This is a genomic window from Salipiger sp. PrR003 (assembly GCF_010500785.1).
Taxonomy (GTDB): Bacteria; Pseudomonadota; Alphaproteobacteria; order Rhodobacterales; family Rhodobacteraceae; genus Salipiger; species Salipiger pacificus_A.
In genome coordinates, this window is the sequence record NZ_JAAGOV010000043.1 from 175,824 (window position 1) to 196,726 (window position 20,903).

The 20,903-nt window shown below is 68.1% G+C and carries 16 protein-coding genes; 8 read left to right on the forward strand and 8 right to left on the reverse strand.

Annotated elements, in window-relative coordinates:
• Window positions 1-32: 32 nt before the first annotated feature.
• Window positions 33-2,306, forward strand: coding sequence for a methyl-accepting chemotaxis protein (locus tag G0D83_RS15590; RefSeq protein ID WP_164195588.1), 2,274 nt, complete (start codon window positions 33-35; stop codon window positions 2,304-2,306).
• A 48-nt stretch (window positions 2,307-2,354) separates the two neighbouring features.
• Here G0D83_RS15590 and G0D83_RS15595 read toward each other — a convergent pair whose 3' ends face one another.
• The 5 genes from G0D83_RS15595 to phnC form a co-directional block, all read right to left on the reverse strand.
• Window positions 2,355-2,987: a chloramphenicol acetyltransferase gene (locus G0D83_RS15595; RefSeq protein WP_164195590.1), complete on the reverse strand. Its 633-nt coding sequence runs from the start codon at window positions 2,985-2,987 to the stop codon at window positions 2,355-2,357.
• On the reverse strand, window positions 2,988-4,298 hold the full coding sequence (phnE, locus tag G0D83_RS15600; RefSeq protein WP_164195592.1) for a phosphonate ABC transporter, permease protein PhnE: 1,311 nt from the start codon (window positions 4,296-4,298) through the stop codon (window positions 2,988-2,990). It lies immediately after the preceding gene.
• A 1-nt stretch (window position 4,299) separates the two neighbouring features.
• On the reverse strand, window positions 4,300-5,166 hold the full coding sequence (phnE, locus tag G0D83_RS15605) for a phosphonate ABC transporter, permease protein PhnE (protein ID WP_164195595.1): 867 nt from the start codon (window positions 5,164-5,166) through the stop codon (window positions 4,300-4,302).
• A 99-nt stretch (window positions 5,167-5,265) separates the two neighbouring features.
• Window positions 5,266-6,165, reverse strand: a complete 900-nt coding sequence (gene phnD, locus G0D83_RS15610) for a phosphonate ABC transporter substrate-binding protein (RefSeq protein WP_108966282.1) — start codon at window positions 6,163-6,165, stop codon at window positions 5,266-5,268.
• 50 nt (window positions 6,166-6,215) lie between these two features.
• Window positions 6,216-7,034: a phosphonate ABC transporter ATP-binding protein gene (phnC, locus tag G0D83_RS15615; RefSeq protein ID WP_164195597.1), complete on the reverse strand. Its 819-nt coding sequence runs from the start codon at window positions 7,032-7,034 to the stop codon at window positions 6,216-6,218.
• Between the two features lie 305 nt (window positions 7,035-7,339).
• Between phnC and G0D83_RS15620 the strand changes: the two genes are divergently transcribed.
• Together G0D83_RS15620 and G0D83_RS15625 are read left to right on the forward strand one after the other, a co-directional pair.
• The gene (locus G0D83_RS15620; protein ID WP_164195599.1) at window positions 7,340-8,731 is read left to right on the forward strand and encodes a hypothetical protein; all 1,392 of its coding nucleotides are present in this window, start codon (window positions 7,340-7,342) and stop codon (window positions 8,729-8,731) included.
• A 32-nt stretch (window positions 8,732-8,763) separates the two neighbouring features.
• Window positions 8,764-9,822 carry a dipeptidase gene (locus G0D83_RS15625; protein ID WP_164195601.1) on the forward strand — a complete coding sequence of 353 codons (1,059 nt, stop codon included), beginning with the start codon at window positions 8,764-8,766 and terminating at the stop codon, window positions 9,820-9,822.
• Between the two features lie 130 nt (window positions 9,823-9,952).
• Here G0D83_RS15625 and fabD read toward each other — a convergent pair whose 3' ends face one another.
• Window positions 9,953-10,888, reverse strand: a complete 936-nt coding sequence (gene fabD, locus G0D83_RS15630; RefSeq protein ID WP_164195603.1) for an ACP S-malonyltransferase — start codon at window positions 10,886-10,888, stop codon at window positions 9,953-9,955.
• A 214-nt stretch (window positions 10,889-11,102) separates the two neighbouring features.
• On the opposite strand from fabD, the gene G0D83_RS15635 reads away from it, so the two are divergent.
• The 5 genes from G0D83_RS15635 (at window position 11,103) to G0D83_RS15655 (ending at window position 16,341) form a co-directional block, all read left to right on the forward strand.
• Window positions 11,103-12,326 carry an ABC transporter substrate-binding protein gene (locus G0D83_RS15635; protein WP_203595055.1) on the forward strand — a complete coding sequence of 408 codons (1,224 nt, stop codon included), beginning with the start codon at window positions 11,103-11,105 and terminating at the stop codon, window positions 12,324-12,326.
• A 162-nt stretch (window positions 12,327-12,488) separates the two neighbouring features.
• Entirely contained in the window at window positions 12,489-14,348 is a 1,860-nt protein-coding gene (locus G0D83_RS15640) for an ABC transporter permease (protein WP_164195606.1), read from the forward strand.
• On the forward strand, window positions 14,345-15,115 hold the full coding sequence (locus G0D83_RS15645) for an ABC transporter ATP-binding protein (RefSeq protein ID WP_108966294.1): 771 nt from the start codon (window positions 14,345-14,347) through the stop codon (window positions 15,113-15,115). Before G0D83_RS15640 ends, G0D83_RS15645 begins: the two co-directional genes overlap by 4 nt.
• Window positions 15,108-15,809: an ABC transporter ATP-binding protein gene (locus G0D83_RS15650; protein ID WP_164195608.1), complete on the forward strand. Its 702-nt coding sequence runs from the start codon at window positions 15,108-15,110 to the stop codon at window positions 15,807-15,809. The genes G0D83_RS15645 and G0D83_RS15650 overlap by 8 nt, the downstream gene beginning before the upstream one ends.
• 82 nt (window positions 15,810-15,891) lie before the next feature.
• Entirely contained in the window at window positions 15,892-16,341 is a 450-nt protein-coding gene (locus G0D83_RS15655; protein WP_164195611.1) for a MarR family winged helix-turn-helix transcriptional regulator, read from the forward strand.
• A 28-nt stretch (window positions 16,342-16,369) separates the two neighbouring features.
• On the opposite strand, the gene G0D83_RS15660 is transcribed toward G0D83_RS15655, so the two are convergent.
• Together G0D83_RS15660 and G0D83_RS15665 are read right to left on the reverse strand one after the other, a co-directional pair.
• Complete coding sequence (locus G0D83_RS15660; RefSeq protein ID WP_164195614.1) at window positions 16,370-19,483, reverse strand: multidrug efflux RND transporter permease subunit; 3,114 nt, start codon at window positions 19,481-19,483, stop codon at window positions 16,370-16,372.
• A 4-nt stretch (window positions 19,484-19,487) separates the two neighbouring features.
• Window positions 19,488-20,714, reverse strand: a complete 1,227-nt coding sequence (locus G0D83_RS15665) for an efflux RND transporter periplasmic adaptor subunit (RefSeq protein WP_164195616.1) — start codon at window positions 20,712-20,714, stop codon at window positions 19,488-19,490.
• Between the last annotated feature and the right edge of the window lie 189 nt (window positions 20,715-20,903).

Consider the following 20,903-nt stretch of genomic DNA (forward strand, 5'->3'; position numbering starts at 1 on the left):
CCGAACCCCGCCAGCAGCAACAGGAACACGCCATGTCCCGCCTGCGCAGCCTCTCTGTCGCTCTCAAACTGCCCCTCCTGATGATCGCGATCGCGATCGGCTGCCTCGGCGTCGCGGGGGCAATTGCCTACAAGGTCTCGCTCGCGCAGCTGATGCAGGAGGTGAGTTTCCGCCTCGCCGCCGTCCGCGACACCCGCGCCGCGCTGCTCGAAGATTGGTTCGACGACAAGCTCGGCGCGCTCGGCGACATCGCGACGCAAGCCCACACCATCGAGGCAGCGAGCAGCTTTCTCAGCACCTACAACAGCCTTGGTCCCGGGGCGAACGACCACCTGCGGCGCAATTACGTCGATGAAAACCCCAACCCGCCCGAGGCCCGCGATGCCCTGGAAGAGGCGCCGGACACCACCGCCTATTCGCTTTTCCACAAGAAATTCCATGCTGCCTTCCGCAACGATGTCGAGACCCTGGACCTGCGCGACCTGCTCATCGTCTCGGCCGCGGGCGATGTGATCTACTCGGTGCGCAAGCAGGGGAATTTCGCCACGAGTCTTGGCGAGGACGGCGGCGCGCTCGGCACTGCGGTCCGCGCCGCGCTGGCCGAGGGTGCGGCGTTCGGCTTCGCCGATTTCACCGCGGAGCCGGCGCTCGGCGGCGCGGTGGCGGGCTTTGTGGCGCTGCCGCTGGACAATGAATGGGGGGATCTGGTCGCGGCGCTGGTCTTCGAACTCGATGAGGCGGAGATCGGAAAGATCCTCGCCATGCCCTCGGCGCTCACCGCCACCACGCGTATCGCGCTGATCGGGCCGGATCACACCCGGCGCAGCACCGGCAGCCTCTCCGGCGGGACCGGCGCACTCGGCAGCGCCGCGCCGGACAATCCGGCGATCAGCGCCGCGTTCTCCGGCGAGAGCGGCGTCACCGAGCTTGCGCTGCCGGGTGGCGAGAGCTTTCTCGCGGCCTTCCAGCCGGTCCGCCTCGGCCCGCCCGAGGCGACCGGCGGCACAAGCTGGGCGCTGCTCGCCGCGGAACCTTCCGAGGTGATCGCGGCAGGACCGCGTGCCCTGCTCGGCAAGCTGGTGCGTGCCGCGGTGCCGGCGCTCATCGTCGCCCTGCTGGTTGCGGTGCTCGCGGCGCGCAACATCGCCCGCCCGCTGGGGCGGATCACCGCCGCCGTGGGCGAGGTCGCGGCGGGTCAGTACGACACCGAGATCCCGGCGCGCAAACGCGGCGACGAGATTGGCCGCATCGCCCGCGCCCTCGACGCCCTGCGCCGCGACCTACGGCAGAGCCGGGATGACCTGCAATCCGGCGCCAGCACCCGCGCCGCGATGCAAAGCGCACAGGCGTCCGTGGTGGCGGCGCTGCAGACAGCCCTTTCCCGACTTGCCGAGGGCGATCTCGGCAGCACCATCAGGCAGGATTTCCCCGAGGACTACGCGCGCCTGCGCACCGATTTCAACCGCGCGACAGACCGGTTGCAGCAGGCGATGATCGATGTGTCGCAAAGCGCCGAGGCGATCAACCACGACGTCGATCACATCACCCAGGCATCCGAAGAGCTGGGCCAGCGCACCGAACGCCAGGCCGCCACGGTCGAAGAAACCGCCGCCGCGCTCGACCAGCTCACTGCCTCGGTCTCGGAGTCGGCGAAGAACGCCGCCGAGGTGGACGGCCTCGTCGGAAAGGCGCGCGAGGACGCGCAGGCCAGCGGCGAAGTCGTCCGCGAGACCATTGAGGCGATCGGCGTCATCGAAGCCGCGTTCCAGCAAATCTCAGGCAATATCAGAGTGATCGACGACATCGCCTTTCAAACCAACCTGCTGGCTCTCAATGCCGGGGTCGAGGCGGCGCGGGCCGGAGACGCGGGCCGGGGATTCGCGGTCGTCGCCTCCGAGGTGCGGCTGCTCGCGCAGCGCTGCTCCGAGGCGGCCAGCGAGATCAACACGCAGATCACCGCCTCGTCCGACCACGTGCAGAACGGCGTGCGGCTGGTCGGACGCACCGGCGGCGCCTTGAAGGAAATCATCGACTCGATCCGCACCATCGCCGACCGCGTGACCACCATCGCCGAGTCGGCGCGCGAGCAGTCCACCGGCCTGTCGGAACTCAACAGCGCGGTGAGCGAGCTCGACATGACAACCCAGAAGAACGCGGCGATGTTCGAGCAGACCTCCGCCGCCAGCTCGGACCTGCGCGAGGCCGCGCAGGCGCTTCGGCAGAACGTCGGCCGCTTCAAACTCGGCAGCCGCGCCGAAGACTGGTCCGCGGAAACGGCCGGGACCCGACACGCCGCCTCTGCCTGAGGCCTGGCAACCCGGCGCGAGCGTGAAGCGTCGTCGACCCCGGCCGGATCAGGCGGGGTCGACCGGTTCCGTCTCGTATTTCTCGAGAAATGCCTCTGCAGGCAAGGCCCGGAAATCCGCCAGGCGCGCGCGCAGAACCCCGTGCGGCCAGTCCCACCAGGCCAGCGCCACCATGCGCTCTGCCACCTCCGGCGCGAACCGTGGGCGCAGCGGCTGCGCGGGCACCCCGGCGACGATGGTATAGGGCGCCACGTCCCGGGTCACCACCGCCGAGGAAGCGACCACCGCGCCATGGCCGATGGTCACCTCCGGGCGCACCACGGCGCCATGCCCGATCCAGGTGTCATGGCCGATGCAGGCGCGGCGGGCGTGACGCGCGGCGAAGAAGTCTTCGTCTCGGCTGGTGTCGTCCCAATAGTCTTCGGACCGATAGAGGAAATGGTGCAACGAGGCATTGCCCATCGGGTGGTCGGTCGGCCCGATGCGGGTGAAGCTGGCGATATTGGCGAACTTGCCGACCGTGACATTCGCCAGATCGGCGTAGCGGTCGCAGTAGGAATAGTCGCCCATCTCCACCCGGTTCAGCCGCGAGCCACGACCGATCTCGACATAGGCGCCAAGTTCCGAGCCGGTGATCTCGCAGTCGGGGTGGATGAAGGGATCAGGTCCAAGACGCGGCATTCAAAGCCCCTTGATGAGTTTGCGGCGCAGCCAGCCAGAGGCGCTGTCCATCGCCATAACCATGAGGATCACCAGGATGATGTAATAGGTCACCTCTTCCCAGTCCTTCTGGGTGATCATCGCCTGGGTCAGCAGCAGACCGATGCCGCCGCCGGTGATCGCGCCGATGATGGTCGCCGAGCGGGTGTTGGATTCCAGGAAGTAGAGCACCTGGCTGACCAGCACCGGCACCACCTGCGGGATCACCCCGAAGCGGTAGCGCTGGATCGGCTTGGCCCCGGTCGAGGCGACGCCCTCGATCTGCTTGCCGTCGACATTCTCGAGCGCCTCGGAAAACAGCTTGCCGAAGGAGCCGGTGTCGGTGAGCAGGATCGCCAGCGCCCCGGTCATCGGCCCCGGCCCGAAGGCGCGGCTCAGCACGATGGTCCAGATCAGCCCGTCCACGCCGCGCAGGAAGTCGAAGACCCGGCGGGCGGCGAAGCGCAGCGCCATGAGCGGCGCGAAGTTCTTCGCCGACAGGAAGGCCAGCGGCAAGGCCACCAGCGCCGCGCCCATGGTGCCGAGGAAGGCCATGAGGAGCGTCTCGAAAAGCGCCCAGGCGACGTCGCTGTGGCGCCACATGGCGTTGCCCCAGAAGTCCTGCCAGGCGCCGGCGAGGTTGCCGCGCGCGGGGTCGATCTGCGTGCCGAAGAGGATCTCGCCCAGGCCATGCCCGTGATAGGGGCTGTCGAGGGTGAAGAAGAACAGCTCCCAGCCCGGGAAGTAGCGGAAGAGCTCGGTCTTGGACCGGGTCAGCGAGACCCGCGCGCCGTCGGTGGTGACCTGCAGCCGCGAGGTCGATGCCGAGATCCACTCCGGCAGGCCGTCTTCGGGCAGGTTGCTGACGATATTGCGGCCTTCGAGACGCGCCTCGATCAGACCAAAGCCCGGCACGTCCCAGCGGAAGCCGTTGCCGGGCAGCAGGATCACCTCCTGCCCGCCTTCCAGCGCAACGCGGATGGCGCCTCCGTCCTGCGGGATGACCCAGTCGGGCGTCGTGCCTTCGGGGTATTCACCCTTGCGTTCGCCCTCGATGGCGACGGCGACGGCGCCGCTGCGGTTGTCGCGGGTGACATGGGTTTTGTAGCTCCAGGTGTCGGCGAGCAGCGTGCGCGCATTGTCCCAGCGCGCCCGCTCGGCCAGCCCGGGCAAGTCGAAGGCGAAGAAGATATAGGCCAGATAGGCCAGGATCACGGCGGGCAGGCCGAAGGCGAGGAGCCTCTTGCGGCGGAAGAGCCGGTCGGCAGAAGCGTAGAGCGCGGCGTCAGCCATCTCAGTGGCCTCCCTTGCTGGACGAGATCATGGCACCCCGCACATGGCTCGAAAGCTGGTCGAAGACGACGATGGTCAGGAAGAGCAGCAGGAAGATCGCCGCCGCCTCGTCGAAGCGGCCCTTGCCCCAGGCCATGGCGTTGCGCAGCTCGTAGCCGATGCCCCCCGCCCCGACGAAGCCAAGGATGGCCGAAGCGCGGATGTTGATCTCGAAGCGCAGCAGCGCGTAGCTGAAGTAGTTGGGCGAGACCTGCGGCACCACGCCCAGCCACATGCGCTGAAGCCAGGTGCCCCCGACCGAGGAAAGGCCCTCGACCGGCTTGAGATCGGCGTTTTCATTGACCTCGGAGAAGAGCTTGCCGAGCGCCCCGGCGGTGTGCAGCGCGATGGCGAGCATGGCGGGCACCGGCCCGCCGCCCAGCACGAAGATCAGCACCAGCGCCACGACGATCTCGGGCACGGCGCGCAGGATGTCCATGAACCGGCGAAACACAGGGATCAGACGCGGCCAGCGCGCCAGCCCCCGGGTCGAAAGCAGCGACAGCACGATGGCCCCGGCCGTCCCCAGCAGCGTCGAGACCGCGGCGATGTTGATCGTCTCGACCAGCGCCGGGAAGTAGCGCACGAGGTGGCCGGGCAGCCGGTCGAGCTTGGGCAGGGTGTCGGCGATCACGTCGGCGGGAAAGTCGAAGATCTGCGGCAGGCCGCTCCAGAACCCGCCCGCGTTGCGCGCGTCGGCCAGCATGAAGCCGGAGATCATGAGCAGGGCAAAGAGCGCGAGCGTCAGCCCGCCATAAAGGCGCCTTTGCGCCATCAGGGCCATGTAGTGGCCGCGCGTGTCGTGCGGGGCGTCTGGGGTCTGGGTCATCAACGGGTCCTGCAGCGGCGAACGGGCGGCGCATGCCGCCCGCGCGACCGGTAAACGAAAAGGACCCCGCACGGCGGCGGGGTCCCTCGGCTCTTGTGATCAGTTGATCTTCGAACGGCGTGCCGCGACGATCGACTCGTATTCGGCGTGGGTCACCGGGATGAAGTCCTTGGCATCGCCCGCCGCAACGCCGTAGGCGCAGTCGGGGTCTTCTTCCCAGAGGTTGGCGGTCAGCTCGGTGACGGTATCCTTCACGTCCTGCGGCAGCGCCTTGCGGATCACGAAGGGGCCTTCGGGGATGATGTTCGACTGCCAGATCTGCACCAGGTCGTTCATGTCGACGAGGCCGGCGTCCACGGCCTTGCGCAGCGCGCCCGAGTTGTAGCCGTCTTCCCAGTTGCCCTGGCCGTCGGCCCAGGTCACGCCTGCCTCGACGTCGCCATTGTTGACCGCGACGATGGTCTGCTCGTGGCCGCCGGTGAAGACGACGTCGCCGAAGTAGGTGCCCGGGGTCATGTCATAGCCGGCCGCGGCGATCTCGATCGACGGGATCAGGTAGCCCGAAGTCGAGTTCGGATCGCCGAAGCCGAACTTCTTGCCCTTGAGGTCCTCGAGCGAGGTCACACCGCTGTCGGCGCGGGCGAAGCCGATCGAATAGTAGCCGATTGAGCCGTCGAGGTTCTGTTTGACCAGCACCGGCTCGACCGCCTCGGGGTCGGCAATGTAGGTGCCGGCATAGGAGGAGGCGCCCATCCAGGCCGCGTCGATGGTGCCGCCGAGCAGGCCCTGCATCACGCCATTGTAGTCGGCCGGGGTGAAGACCTTCACCTCGACGCCGAGCGCTTCGGCGATCTTTTCGGCGAAGCACTGGTTCGAGGTCATGCGGTCCTGGGCGTTCTCGCCGCCGAGGATGCCGAGGCGGAATTCGGTGATCTCCTGTGCCTGGGCGGCGCCCACGAGCACGGTGCTGGCCAGAGCCGCTGCGATCAGTTTCTTCATCTTCTGTCCCTCATGTCAGGTATTGGGCCCGTCCCGATGGGCCCGGGTGATCAGACCGCGACTTCCGCAGCCCGGATTTCCGCCGCGACCACGGGGTCGCGGATCTCGGTAGAGGTGGCGTTCTCCGAAAAATCGGCGCCCGCCCCGTAGATGTCGCGCGCCACGCCGGTGGTCAGCTGCGCCGGGGTGCCGTCAAAGACGATCCGCCCGTCGCGCATGCCGATGACCCGGTCGCAGTAGCGCCGCGCCGTATCCAGCGTGTGCAGGTTGGCGATGACCATGCGCCCGTCCTCGTCGTGGATGCGGCGCAGGTCCTGCATCACCAGCTGGGCGTTCATCGGATCGAGCGAGGCGATGGGCTCGTCGGCCAGCACCACCTTGGGATCCTGCATCAGCGCCCGGGCGATGGCGACGCGCTGCTGCTGACCGCCCGAGAGCGCCTCGGCGCGCTTGGCCGCATGGGCCGCGATGCCGAGCCGCTCGAGGATGTCGATGGCGCGGTGCACGTCCTCGCGCGGGTAGAGGTTGAACATCGTCGCCAGCGTGTTGCGGCGCGCGAGCGTGCCGTGCAGCACGTTCGACACCACGTCCATGCGCGGCACGAGGTTGAACTGCTGGAAGATCATCGCGCAGTCGGACTGCCAGAGCCGCTTCTCGCTGCCCTTGAGCTGCAGCACGTCGCGGCCCTCGAAGACCAGCTTGCCCTCGGTGGCGTCGGTGAGGCGGTTCATCATCCGCAAAAAAGTCGACTTGCCGGCGCCGGAGCGTCCGATGATGCCGATCATCATCGGACGGTCGACCGTAAAGCTCGCCCTGTCCACGGCGGTGTTCGCGCCGAAGCGCTTCGTCAGGTTCTCGACGGTGAGCATGATTTCCCCTGTCTGTCCGGAACGGTGTCTCGCCCCGAACCGTATCGAGGCTGTGACGGCGGGGATTCGATTGCGTATCATTTGGATGAAGCTTTCGTGACAGGCCGGCAGTACGGCCGGAACGATGACCGCGCGCCGCTGCCGCGCCTGAAAACCACGCAGGTGGCCACGGCTGCGATACCCCCGGGCCGGTCTCGCGCCGGAGCGCCGACCCGGGGGCATTGCCCTCTCCCGGCAAGGATGGTCTATGTCCGGACAAAAGCCCGCACGAGACTGGAATCCGCACCGTGCCCACGCGCCTGCCCGTGTCCCCCACGCCCCTCGCCCGCCTGACCGGACTGCTGCTGGGGCTGATCACCTGCCTCGTCGTCGTTCAGGAATGGCATCTCACCGGCCCGGTCGATTTGCTGGTCGTGCCCGCGGTGACGCTGCTGGTGGGGCTGCTGACACTGCAGGTCGCGCCGGGGCGCCGGCTCTTCGTCGCCCTGGCGGTGCTGCTGGGCCTCGCGCTGATATGGCGGGTGCCGGACTGGCAGGCGGTGCTGCTCAAGGCCTTTCACTCGGCCGCCTTCATCGCGGCCTTCTTTGCCGCGCTCGCCACGCTGCGCAGCGCCGCGCAGCAGGCCCCCTCGATCCGCGCCGCCGGCAACTTCCTGGCGCTGCAGCCGCCCGGGCGGCGGTACCTCGCGCTGACCCTCGGCGGACAGGCCTTCGCGTTGCTGCTGAACTACGGCGCCATCGCGCTGCTCGGCAGCCTCGCTACCGCCGCCGCCCAGGACGAGCCCGACGCCGAGATCCGCAGCCACCGCACCCGCCGCATGCTGCTGGCGATCCAGCGCGGGTTCGTCGCCTCGCTGCCTTGGTCGCCCATGTCCTTTTCCGTCGCCATCACCACCGCGCTGATCCCCGGCACCAGCTGGGGCTCGGTGGTGCTGCCCGCGCTTGGCACCTCTGCGCTGATCACCCTGACCGGCTGGGCACTCGACACGATCTTCAAGCCAAAGCTCTCGCAACCGGCCGCGCCGCGCGCCGCGCCCAAGGGCAGCTGGGCGCTGATGAGCCCGCTTCTGGTGCTGCTCGGCCTGTTGGGGGTCTCGGTGCTGGTCCTGCAGTCGCTCACCGGCCTGCGGATCATCGCCATCGTCCTGCTTGTCGTGCCGACCATGGCCACCTGCTGGGTCCTTTTGCAGAAGCGCGGCGGCGGCGCCCCGCTGCAGAGCCGCGCCGCCGAGTTCGTCTTCCGCGAGCTGCCGTCCTACCGCGGTGAGGTCACCCTGCTGATGATGGCCGGCTTCATCGGCACCGTCGGCGCACCGCTTCTGGCCCCGCTGGTCAAGGCCTCGGGTTTCCACCCCGAGGACCTGCCCCCCGCGCTGGTGCTGGTCAGCTTCGTCTGGATCATCCCGCTGCTCGGTCAGCTTGGCATGAACCCCATCCTCGCGGTCACCCTGATCGCACCGCTGGTGCCGCATGCGGACCAGCTCGGGGTGTCGCCCGAGGTCATCGTCGTCGCGATCACCGCCGGCTGGGCGCTCGGCGGCATCAGCTCGCCCTTCACCGCCACCACCCTGCTGATCGGCAGCTTCGGCAACGTCAGCGCCCGCCACGTCGGCCTGCGCTGGAACGGCGGCTACATGCTGTGCCTGCTTGTCCTGCTCTCGGCTTGGGTTCTCGTCCTCGGCTACCTCCTCAACTGAGCTTCGCCAACTGTACCATTGAAAGTCCTCTCATGACGCATGCGACCACCCCGCCCATCTTCGACGGCCACAACGATCTCCTGCTGCGCCTGCTGGGCGGCGCGGTCACCGCGAGCGGCGTCGCCAACGGCCTTGGCAGTGGCCACATCGACCTGCCCCGGGCGCAGCAGGGCGGCTTCGGCGGCGGCTTTTTCGCGATCTTCGTGCCGAGCCCGGCCAAGCCAGGCGACGACCTCGACGCGATGAGCCGCCCGCAGTATGATCTGCCGTTGCCCGAGATGATCCCCCAGCCCGAGGCGCTCGAGACCACATGGCGCGGGGTCGAGGCCTTTGAAGCACTGGCCGCCGCCGGGGCCATCACCCCCTGCACCACCGTCGCCGAAATCGAGGCCGCGCTCGGCGGGCCGAAGATGGCGGGGGTGCTGCACCTCGAGGGCGCCGAGGCGATCGGCCCCGATCTCGAGGAGCTGCACGCGCTTTACGCCCGCGGACTGCGCTCGCTGGGCCCGGTCTGGTCGCGCCCGACGATCTTCGGCAACGGCGTGCCCTTCCGCTACCCCTCCACACCCGACACCGGCGACGGGCTCACCGAGGCCGGCAAACGGCTGGTCAAGGAATGCAACGCGCTCAAGGTGATGATCGACCTGTCGCACCTCAACGAAAAGGGCATGGACGACGTGGCCGCGCTTTCGGATGCGCCGCTGGTCGCCACCCATTCGAACGCCCACGCGGTGACCACCCACGCCCGCAACCTCACCGACCGGCAACTGGCGATGATCGCCGAGAGCGACGGTATGGTCGGCATCAACTTCGCCACCGCCTTCCTGCGCGAGGACGGGCGGATGGGAAGCGACTGCGGCCTCGACGTGGTGCTGCGCCATCTGGACCACCTGATCGGCAAGCTCGGCGAGGACCGGGTCGGCTTCGGTTCGGACTTCGACGGCGCGACCGTGCCCGAGGGCATCGCCGATGTCGCCGGCCTGCCGAACCTGCGCGCCGCGCTCACCGCGCATGGCGTCGACGCCGCGCTGATGGAGAAGCTCTGCCACGGCAACTGGCTGCGCGTGCTGCGCAAGACCTGGGGCGCCTGAGCCGCCGCGCGGCTCACCCGTCTTCCGCGTCAAGCCGCCCCCCGGCCCTCCGGGACATTGGCCGCTAGCAAAAAGGCAGGGAAGCGCGTGCTCCCCTGCCTTTTTCAGCATGGACCCGTGGTGCGGGCGGTCAGACGGCTTCGAGAGCCGCGGTCACATCGTCCGGCGCGCCGACGTTGCGCAGGACGGCGCTGCGCTCGATGCGCTTGACCATGCCCGACAGCGCCTTGCCCGCGCCGATCTCCCAAAACTCGGTCACGCCCTGTGCGACCATGTATTCCACCGACTCGCGCCAGCGCACCGAGCCGGTCACCTGCTCGACCAGCAGCGCGCGGATGCGGGCCGGGTCGGTGACGGCCTCGGCGATCACGTTGGCGACCAGCGGCACGCTCGGCGCGGTGATCTCGACCTGCTCCAGCGCCTCGGCCATGACTTCGGCGGCGGGGGCCATCAGGGCGCAGTGGAAGGGGGCGCTCACCGGCAGCAGCAGCGCGCGCTTGGCGCCTTTCGCCTTGGCGATATCGAGCGCACGCTCGACCGCGCCCTTGCTGCCCGAGATCACCACCTGCGACGGATCGTTGTCATTGGCCGCGGCGCAAACTTCGCCCTGCGCGGCTTCTTCCGCGACAGCACGGGCGGTTGCCAGATCGAGGCCGAGCAGCGCCGCCATGGCGCCCTCGCCGACCGGGACGGCGGCCTGCATGGCCTTGCCCCGGGTGCGCAGCAGCTTGGCCGCGTCGCCGACGCTCAGCGCGCCGGCGGCGGTCAGCGCCGAGTATTCCCCCAGCGAGTGGCCGGCAACGAAGCGCGCCGCGCCGATCTCGATGCCCTCGGCCTCGAGCGCCCGCATGGCGGCGAGCGAGGTCGCCATCAGCGCCGGCTGTGCGTTCTCGGTCAGGGTGAGCGTCTCGATCTCGCCCTCCCAGATCAGCGACGAGAGGTTCTCTCCCAGTGCCGAATCCACCTCGTCGAACACGGCTTTTGCCGACGGGTAGGTCTCGGCAAGCGCCTTGCCCATCCCGATGGTCTGCGCCCCCTGACCGGGGAAAATGAAAGCTCGCGTCATGATCGTCTCTCCTAAGGCTCTGTCCGCGCTTTGGCGCGCAGTCCTACTCCCAAGCGCAGGTTCGCGCAACGCCCGGCGCTTCCGCCGGATCTTTCAGGCCCAAATACCCATAGCGCGCCCGCCAAGGTGACAGCACCTTTGTCAGGCGCCGCATTCGCGCGTATGAGGGGCCCGCGGGGGGTCCACACCCCGCCAACGAGGAGACGCGACCGAGATGACCCTGCTTCGACGCACCGTTCTGGCGCTTGCCGCAGCCACTGCCCTGACCCCGACCACCCTGCTTGCCCAAGCGGCGGACACGGCGCCGATCAAGATCGGCGAGATCAACCACTTCAAGCGCCTCGCGGCCTTTGCCGAGCCCTACCGCAAGGGTATCGAGCTGGCGGTGTCCGAGATCAACGCGGGCGGCGGTGTGCTCGGCCGGCCGCTGAAGTTCATCTTCCGCGACGACCAGGGCGATCCTGCCGAAGCGGTGCGCATCGCCGAGGAACTGATGACCCGCGATGGCGCGGTGATGCTCACCGGCACGATCCTCAGCAACGTCGGGCTGGCAATCAGCTCCTTCGCCGCCGAGAAGCATTACGTCTACCTCGCCTCGGAACCGCTGGCGGACACGCTGGTCTGGGGGTCGGGCAATCCCTACACCTTCCGCCTGCGCACCTCGACCTGGGTGCAGGCGGCGATGCTGGCCGAGCAGGCGGCGAGCACCGACGCCATCCGCTATGCCACCATCGCGCCGAACTACGCCTATGGCACCGAGGCGGTGGAGGCCTTCAAGGCCAACCTCAAGCGGCTCAAGCCCGACGTGGAGTTCGTCGCCGAGCAATGGCCGCCGCTCTTCAACATCGACGCCGGCGCCGAGGCACAGGCGCTGGAACGCGCCAAGCCCGATGCGATCTACAACGTTACCTTCGGCACCGACCTTGCAAAGCTCGTGCGCGAGGGCACCGACCGCGGGCTCTTTGACGGGCGCGACGTCTACGGCCTGCTGACCGGCGAGCCGGAGTATTTCGAGCCGCTCGGCGACGAGGCGCCCGAGGGCTGGTTCGTCACCGGCTACCCCTGGTACGACTTTGCCGAGGATACCCCCGGCGGTGCCTTCGTCGCCGCCTACGAGGAGAAGTTCGGCGAGACCCCGAAGAACGGCAGCAACGTCGGCTATCTCACCGCACTCTCGGTCGCCGCCGCCATCGAACGCGCCGGCAGCACCGAGACCGAGGCAATCCGCGCCGCCTTCGAGGATCTGGAAATCCCCGATACCCCCATCGGCCCCCTGCACTACCGCGCGCTCGACAATCAGTCGACGCTGGGCGCCTTCGTCGGCACCACGGCGCTCAACGATGCGGGCGAAGGCGTGATGGTGGATTGGTCTTACAAGGAGCCAGCGCCTTACATGCCCTCAGACGACGAGATCCGCGCCATGCGCCCCGCCGAGTAAGCGCGGGCTGAAACATGGGCGGAGAGGCCCTTGCGCCTCTCCGCCTTCCCGCCGTCCTCCGGCGGACCGATCTTGCGCCACCGCCAGCCGGCGACGGCTCTGCCTTGGCCGCGTTACTGTGCCGCCCATATCCCACCTTCCGAAAGCCGAGCCTTCCGCCCCATGGCCTTCTACCTCGCCCTGTTCCTGACCGGTCTTGCCAATGCCGCGGCGCTCTTTCTCGTTGCCTCGGGGCTGTCGCTGATCTTTGGCGTCACGCGCATCGTCAACTTCGCGCATGGCTCCTTCTACATGCTGGGGGCCTTCATCGGGGTCACGCTGATGCAGCTGCTTCCCGGTGCGGTGGGCTTTTGGGGGGCGATCCTGCTGACCGGGCTTGCCGTAGGAGGCATCGGTGCGCTGATCGAAATCGTCGTGCTGAGGCGCATCTACCGCGCCCCCGAACTCTTTCAGCTGGTCGCCACCTTCGGGGTGATCCTGATCATCCAGGATTTGGCGCTGATGATCTGGGGGGCCGAGGACCGGCTCGGCCCGCGCGCGCCCGGCCTGCGCGGCGTCTGGCGCCTCTTCGGCGAACCGGTGCCCAAGTATGACATCGTGTTGATCGCGATCACCCCGGTCATCCTGCTGGCGCTTTGGTACCTGATCACCCGTACACGGCTCGGCATCCTCGTGCGCGCGGCAACGCAGGACCGCGAGATGGTCGGCGCGCTCGGGGTCAACCAGGCGTGGCTCTTCACCGGCGTCTTTGCCCTTGGCTCCGCGCTGGCCGGATGGGGCGGTGCTCTGCAGCTGCCGAAAGGCGGCGCAGACTTGCTGATGGATTTCAACATCATCGGCGCGGTTTTCGTGGTGGTCGTGATCGGCGGCATGGGGAGCTTGCCCGGCGCCTTCATCGCGTCGGTGCTGATCTCGGTGCTCAATGCCTTTGGCGTGGCCTTCCTGCCGCAGTCGACGCTGGTGCTGATGTTCGTGGTCATGGCGGCCGTTCTGATCGTCCGGCCCTACGGCCTTCTGGGCCGCGAGGAGGTGGCGGGCGAGCACGGGCAGGTCGGCGCGCCCGAGACCCCGATCCGCCCCTATGGCCCGGCCGGCATCGCGCTCACCGCCGCGCTCTTGATCCTGCTCGCGGCCCTGCCCGGCGTGGCCGAGCCATTCGTGCTGACCCTGGTGATCGACATCGCGGTCTTCGCCCTTTTCGCCGCCTCGTTGCATTTCATCCTCGGCACCGGCGGCATGGTGAGCTTCGGCCACGCCGCCTTCTTCGGCGGCGGCGCCTACGCGGCGGCGCTGCTGGTCTTCCATACCGAGACGCCGATGGAGCTGGCTTTCCTCTTCGCGCCGCTCGCGGCCGGTCTTCTGGCGCTGGGGATCGGGTGGTTCTGCATCCGTCTCTCGGGGGTCTATTTCGCCATGCTGACGCTGGCCTTCTCGCAGCTCGTCTGGTCGCTGGCCTTCCAGTGGCGCAGCCTGACGCGTGGCGACGACGGGCTGATCAACATCTGGCCGGCAGACTGGCTGAACGGCCCGCTGCCCTATTACTACTTCACGCTGGCGTTCGGGGTCGGCGGCATCCTCACCCTGCGGCACATCATCCATTCGCCCTTCGGCTATGCGCTGCGTGCCGGGCGCGACAGCCCGCGACAGGCCGAGGCCATGGGCATCAACGTGCGGCGCGTGCAGCTCGTCGCCTTCGCGATGGCCGGGATGATGGCGGGGCTGGCGGGCGGGCTCTTCGTCTTTTCCAAGGGCTCGGTCTTTCCCACCGAGCTGGAGATCGCCAAAAGCTTCGATGCGCTGATCGTGGTCTTCCTCGGCGGGGTAAAGTCCTTGGCCGGCGGCGTGGTCGGGGCCAGCTTCCTGACCTCGGTCGAGCATTGGCTCACCCGGCTGGAGTACTGGCGTCTGCTGCTGGGGCTGGTCATCATCGGCGTGGTCATCCTGATGCCCGAGGGCATCGTCGGGACCCTGCGGCGGCTGGCGCTGCGCTTCCGGTCCTCGGACGAGGAGGCGGCACGATGACCGAGATCCTGCGCGCCGACAACCTGCGCAAGAGCTACGACGGCTTCCTCGCCGTGGACGGGGTCAGCTTCTCGGTCCGCGAGGGCGAACTGAAGGCCCTCATCGGCCCCAACGGCGCCGGCAAGTCCACCTGCTTCAACATGCTCACCGGGCAGCTCAAACCTACGACGGGCGAGGTCTATCTGCGCGGCACCAAGATCACCGGCAAGCCGCCGCGGGACATCTGGCGGATGGGCGTCGGGCGCACCTTCCAGATCACCGGCACCTATCGCTCGATGAGCGTGGTCGAGAACGTCCAGATGGCCCTGATCAGTCACCACCGGCGGCTCTTCTCCTTCGGGCCACGGGCGTGGAAACTCTACCGCGAGGACGCGCTGGAGGTCCTGCGCACCGTCTCGCTGGCAGATCAGGCCGACCGCCCCTGCTCGGTGCTGGCCTATGGCGATCTCAAGCGGCTCGAGCTGGCCATCGCGCTCTGCCACCGCCCACGTCTCTTGCTGATGGACGAGCCGACGGCGGGCATGGCCCCTTCGGCGCGGATCGACCTCATGCAGCTGGTGGCGGACATCGTGCGCGAACAGGGGCTGTCGGTGCTCTTTACCGAGCATGACATGGACGTGGTCTTTGCCCATGCGCATCACATCATGGTGCTGAACCGGGGCAAGCTGATCGCCGATGGCACCGCCGAGCAGGTGCGCAGCGATCCAAGCGTGCAGGAGGTCTACCTGGGTGGCGGGACGCTCTTCAAGGAGGCCGGCGATGCTTGAGGTTTCCGAGATCCACAGCTTCTACGGCAAGGCGCATATCCTGGACGGGCTGAGCTTTTCCGTGGCGCGCGGCGAGGTGGTGGCGCTGCTCGGGCGCAACGGCGCGGGCAAGTCCACAACGATGAAATCGGTGATGCAACTGCTGCCGCCGCGCGCGGGCTCGGTGACTTTTGAAGGGCGCGAGCTGGTCGGCCTGCCCGCCTACCGCGTCGCCAAGGCGGGGATCGGCTATGTGCCCGAGGACCGGCGGGTGTTTTCGGATCTCACGGTGCTCGAGAACCTCGAGGTCGGCCGCCAGCCCAAGCGCGATGGGGCGCCGCATTGGACCGTCGAGCAGCTCTTCGAGCTCTTTCCCAACCTCGCGGAGCGGCGGCACAACCGCGGCAAACACATGTCGGGCGGCGAACAGCAGATGCTCACCATCGCCCGCACGCTGATGGGCAACCCGGCGCTGCTGCTGCTCGACGAGCCCTCCGAGGGCATCGCCCCGGTGATCGTCGAGCAGATGGCGCGCAGCATCCTCAGGCTCAAGGCCGAGGGGCTGACGGTGCTCATCTCGGAACAGAACCTGCATTTCGCCCGCGCCGTCGCCGACCGGGCGATCATCCTCGAGAGCGGTCGGAAAAAGTTCGACGGCAGCTTCGGAACGCTCGAAAAGCAGCCGGAAATCCGGGACGCCTACCTGTCGGTCTAGAATTGACGCCAAGTAGCGCCACATCGGCGTTGCGATGCGGCGCCGGGCGCCCTACCTCTTTCAAGGAGGAAGGAGCGCACCAATGGCCGACACGCCCAAAGCCCGCACCAGCGACGAGCATGGCTACCAGCTGCACGAGCAGGTGGGCTTCCTGCTGCGCAAGGCCTACCAGCGCAATTGCACGATCTTCTCGGACAAGATCGACGGCGCCCTGACACCGATGCAGTTCTCCATCCTGCACCGGCTGGCCGAGGACGGACCAATGTCGCAGAACATGCTGGGTCGCTCGGTGGCCATGGACGGGGCGACGACGAAAGGCGTGGTCGACCGGCTTGGCGCGCGCGGCCTGTTGCGCACCGAGCGCGACCCCACGGACCGGCGCCGGCATCTCGTCTCGCTCACCCCCGAGGGCGTGGCGCTGGTGGACAGCGCGACAGATGCCGCCATCGAGGTCAGCGCCGACGTGCTCGACCCGCTGAACAAGCGCGAGCGCCAGACCCTGATCCGCCTGCTTGGCAAGATCGCCACGTGACAGGGACGTGCGGCCGCGCCCGGCAGCGTCAGGCCGTGGCCTTGCCGCTCTTCACCCGGCGCACCAGGCGCATGACGAGCACGTAAAAGCCCGGAACGAGGAAGATGCCGATGGCGGTCGAGGCGATCATCCCGCCGATCACCCCGATGCCGATGGCGTTCTGCGCCCCCGCCCCCGCCCCGCTGGCCGTGGCCAGCGGCACCACCCCGAGGATGAAGGTCAGCGCGGTCATGAGGATCGGCCGCAGGCGCAGCTGCGCCGCCTCCTTGGCGGCCTGCGCGATGCTCCGCCCCTGCCGCCTCAGGTCCTCGGCGAACTCGACGATCAGGATCGCGTTGCGCGCGGAAAGGCCGATCGTCGTCAGGATGCCGACCTTGAAGTAGACGTCGTTCGACTGGCCGAACCAATAGGCCGCCAGCAGCGCCCCGAACAGGCCGACCGGCACCGACAGCATCACCGAGAAGGGGATCGCCCAGCTTTCGTAAAGCGCCGCCAGCGCAAGGAACACCACGAGCCCCGAGATCGCGTAGAGCAGTGGTGCCTGCGCGCCCGACTGCTGCTCCTGGTATGACAGCCCCGTCCAGGCCAGCCCGTAGCCGCCGTCCATGCCGTTGACCAGCTCCTGCATGACGGTCATCGCCACGCCCGAGCTGACATCGGCGCTCGGCGAGCCCGAGACCTCGATCGCCTGCGTCGCCGAGTAGCGCTGAAGGCGCGGCGCGACGGGCTCCCATTCGGTTTTCATGAAGGCCGAGAAGGGCACCATCTCGCCCTCCGCGTTCCTGGCGTACCACTCTAGGATGTTCTCGGGTTGCATGCGGTGCTCGGCATCGGCCTGCACGATGACGGGGCGAAGCTCCGAGCCGAGGACGAAGTCGTTCACCTCGCTGCCCGAGAAGATCACCGAGAGCATCGCATTGATCTCCGACAGCGTGAGCCCGAAGCTCTCGGCCTTCTCGCGGTCGATGGAGATGCGCAGCGCGCTCTCGTCCTCGGTGCCCGAGACCCGGACGTTGGCGATTTCGGGCCGCGCGGCGGCGAGCGCTTCGAGCCGGTCGGCGGCATCCTGCAGCGCCTCGACACCGTTGCCCGCCTGATCGACGAGGTAGAACGAGAAGCCGCCGGTGTTGCCGAGGCCGCGGATTGCAGGCGGCTGCATCACCATGATCTGTCCGGCGCGGCTCGAAGCAAAGGCCGCGGTGGCCCGCGCCGCCACGGCGTTGGCCGAGAGCTCGGGCTTGTCCTGCCGCAGCGCGAAGTCGCGCAGTTTCACGAAGACCATGGCGCGGTTCTGGCCCGAGCCGCCAAAGCCGAAACCGAGCGAGGCAAAGGTACTTTCGACCGCCTCGCCCTCTTGGTTCAGCAGGTAATCCTCGACCTGCTCCAGCGTGGCCTTCGTCTGCTGCGTCGTCGCGCCTTCGGTGAGGTTGATGATCGTCATCAACACGCCCTGGTCCTCGGCAGGAATGAAGGAGGAGGTCAGCCGCTCGTTGACCACCCACGCCCCGCCAAGCGCCGCCGCCAGCACCAGCAGAACCAGCGCGGGCATCTTCAGCGACCAATCGACGACGCGTCCGTAGCCCTCGGTGACCTTGCCGAGCCCGGCGTTGAACCAGCGCGCCGGGGGGAATTTCGCCGGACCGTGCGCGGGTTTCAGCAACCGCGCCGACATGGGCGGCGAAAGGATGATCGCCATGATCAGCGAGATCGCCATGGCCGCGACCATGGTGATCGAGAACTGCCGGTAGATAACCCCGGTGGATCCGCCGAAGAAGGCCATCGGCAGGAAGACCGCCGCCAGCACCACGTTGATCCCGACGAGCGCCGAGGTGATCTGGCTCATCGAGCGTTTCGTCGCCTCGAAGGCCGAGAGCTTCTCTTCCTCCATCAGGCGCTCGACGTTCTCGACGACCACGATGGCGTCATCGACCAGCAGGCCGATGGCCAGCACCATGGCGAACATGGTCAGCGTGTTGATCGAATAGCCCGCGACCATCAGCACCCCGAAAGTCCCGAGCAGCACCACCGGCACGGCGATGAGCGGCACCAGCGTGGCGCGCCAGCTCTGCAGGAAGATCAGCAGAACCGCGAGCACCAGCACGATCGCCTCGAAGAGCGTGTGATAAACCTGCTCGATGGACAGCTCGACGAAGGGCGAGGTGTCATAGGCGGTGCGGAACTCCACCCCCTCGGGCAGCGCGGCGCTCAGCCTGTCGAGCTGCGCGCGCACGGCGGCGGCGGTATCCACGGCGTTGGCGCCAGTTTCAAGGTTCACCCCGAAGCCCGAGGCGTTCAGCCCGTTGAAGCGCGAGTCCCCGCCGTAGCTCTCCTGCCCGATCTCGACCCGCGCGACATCGCCGAGCCGCACCACCCCACCCTCTTCCGAAGAGCGCAGCAGGATGGACTCGAATTCGTCCACGGTGGTCAACTGGCTCTGGGCGGTGATGGTCGCGGTGAACTGCTGGCCCTTGGTGGTGGGCTGCTCCCCGAGCGCGCCGACCGAGACGGTGGAGTTCTGCGCCGAGACCGCGCTCATCACGTCCGAAGGGGTGAGCTGGTAGCGCGCCAGCGACAGCGGATCGAGCCAGATGCGCATGGCATAGCCCGAGCCGAAGCTCTGCACGCCGCCGACGCCCTCGGTGCGCTTGATCGGCCCTTCGACCGTGGTGGACATGATGTCGCCCAGCTCGACCGTGCTGTAGGTGCCGGTGGTGTCGACCAGCGCGCCGACCATGAGGATCGACGAGGAGGACCGCGAGACGCTCACCCCCTGGCTCTGCACCGCGCTCGGCAGGCGGCCCTCGACCTGGCTGATCTTGGACTGCACCTCGTTCTGGGCGTCCACCGGATCGACACTCTCGTCGAAGGTGATCTCGATCGAGGCCCGGCCCTTGGACGAGCTGGAGGTCATGTAGAGCATGCCTTCGAGGCCGGTCATCGCGTCCTCGATCTCGCGAGTCACCGAGTTCTGCACCGCCTCGGCGGTGGCGCCGCTGTAGCTGGCCGAGACCCGCACCGTGGTGGGGGCGATGTCAGGATACTGACTGACCGGCAGGGTGACCACGGCCAAGGCCCCCGCCAGCATGGTGAGGATCGCCAGCACCCAGGCAAAGACCGGGCGCGCAATAAAGAAATTTCCCATGCCGTCAGCCCTTTGCCCGCGTATCCGCAGCGGGCTCGGGCGCGGCACCGAAGCTGTCGGGCGCCCCGTCGGCACGGGTGACCACGCCGGTTTCGGAAATCACCACATCGATGGGGCTGACCGCAGCGCCGCGCTGCAGGTTGCGCAGCCCATCGACGATGAGCTGCTCGCCGATCTCGACGCCCTCGGTGACGACCCAGGCGTTGTTGTAGCTGCCCTGCGCCGCCAGGGTCCGCTTCTCGGCCTTGCCATCGGCGGCGACGAAGGCGGTCAGCGTGCCGTCCGAGGCGCGCGAGGTGGCGCCTTGCGGCACGAGGATCGAAGGGGTGGTGCCGAAGGTCAGCTTCACCCGCAGGAACTGCCCCGGAAGGATGCCGCGCCTCGGGTTGTCGAAGCGCAGCCGGATGACCGAGGTGCCGGTCGTGGTCGAAACACTCACCGGGGGCGACACGAAGGTGCCCTGCCCCTCGAACATCGAACCATTCTCAAGTTCCAGTTCGGCCTCGATCCGCGCGCCGCGGTTCAGCGAGCCCTGGGCCAGCCGCTCGCGGGTCTGCTGCACCCGGGTGATGGATTCCTGCACGTCGACATAAATCGGGTCGATCCGCGTGACCGTGGTCAACGCGCCCTCCTGGTTGGCGGTCACCAGATCGCCAACCGAGACCTCGGGCAGCACGGCAATGCCATCGATGGGGCTGGTGATCTCGGTGCGCTCGAGGTCGAGCTTGGCGAGCTCCAGCGCTGCCTGCGCCGCGCTCAGCGTCGCCTTGGCCTGCATCACGTCGACCTCGGCGGCGTCCACGTCGGCGGCGGTCACCCCGGTGCCGACCAGCTTCTGATAGCGTGACAGCGTCGTCCCCGCGCTGCGCAGCGCCGCCTCGGCGCCCGCCACATCCGCTTCGGCGGCATCGACGTCGGCCTGGTAGGTGTCGCCGTCGATGCGGAAGAGCACCTCGCCCTTGGTCACGTCGCTGCCCGGCTCATAGAGAATTTCGGAAATCACCCCCGAAACGCGCGGCCGGATTGCCACCTCCTCGAAGGCGGTGGAGCGCCCCGGCAGGGTCACCGAATAGGGCACGTCGCTGGCCTCGAGCGTGATCACTCCGACCTCGCGCGCCGCGCGCGCGGCCGGAGGGGCGTCCTGGGCATGCAGCAGATCGGCCTGTGGGAGGGTCAGCGCAAAGGCTGCGACAAGGACGCGGATGGTCCGGGGGGTGCGGCTCGACGCCATCTTCTTCTCCTTCGGTCGGACGCGCAGGCGATCGCCGCCCGCGCGAGCCCTTGATACGCAGCAACTGTGACTTTCCGTCTCGACGTTCGGAGAACATCGTCTGACCTTTTCGTGACCGCGAGCCGGAAGGCTCAATCCAAGGAAAAAGGGGCGTGCCGCAGCCCGCCCCTTCTCCTGGTCATGAGTGCC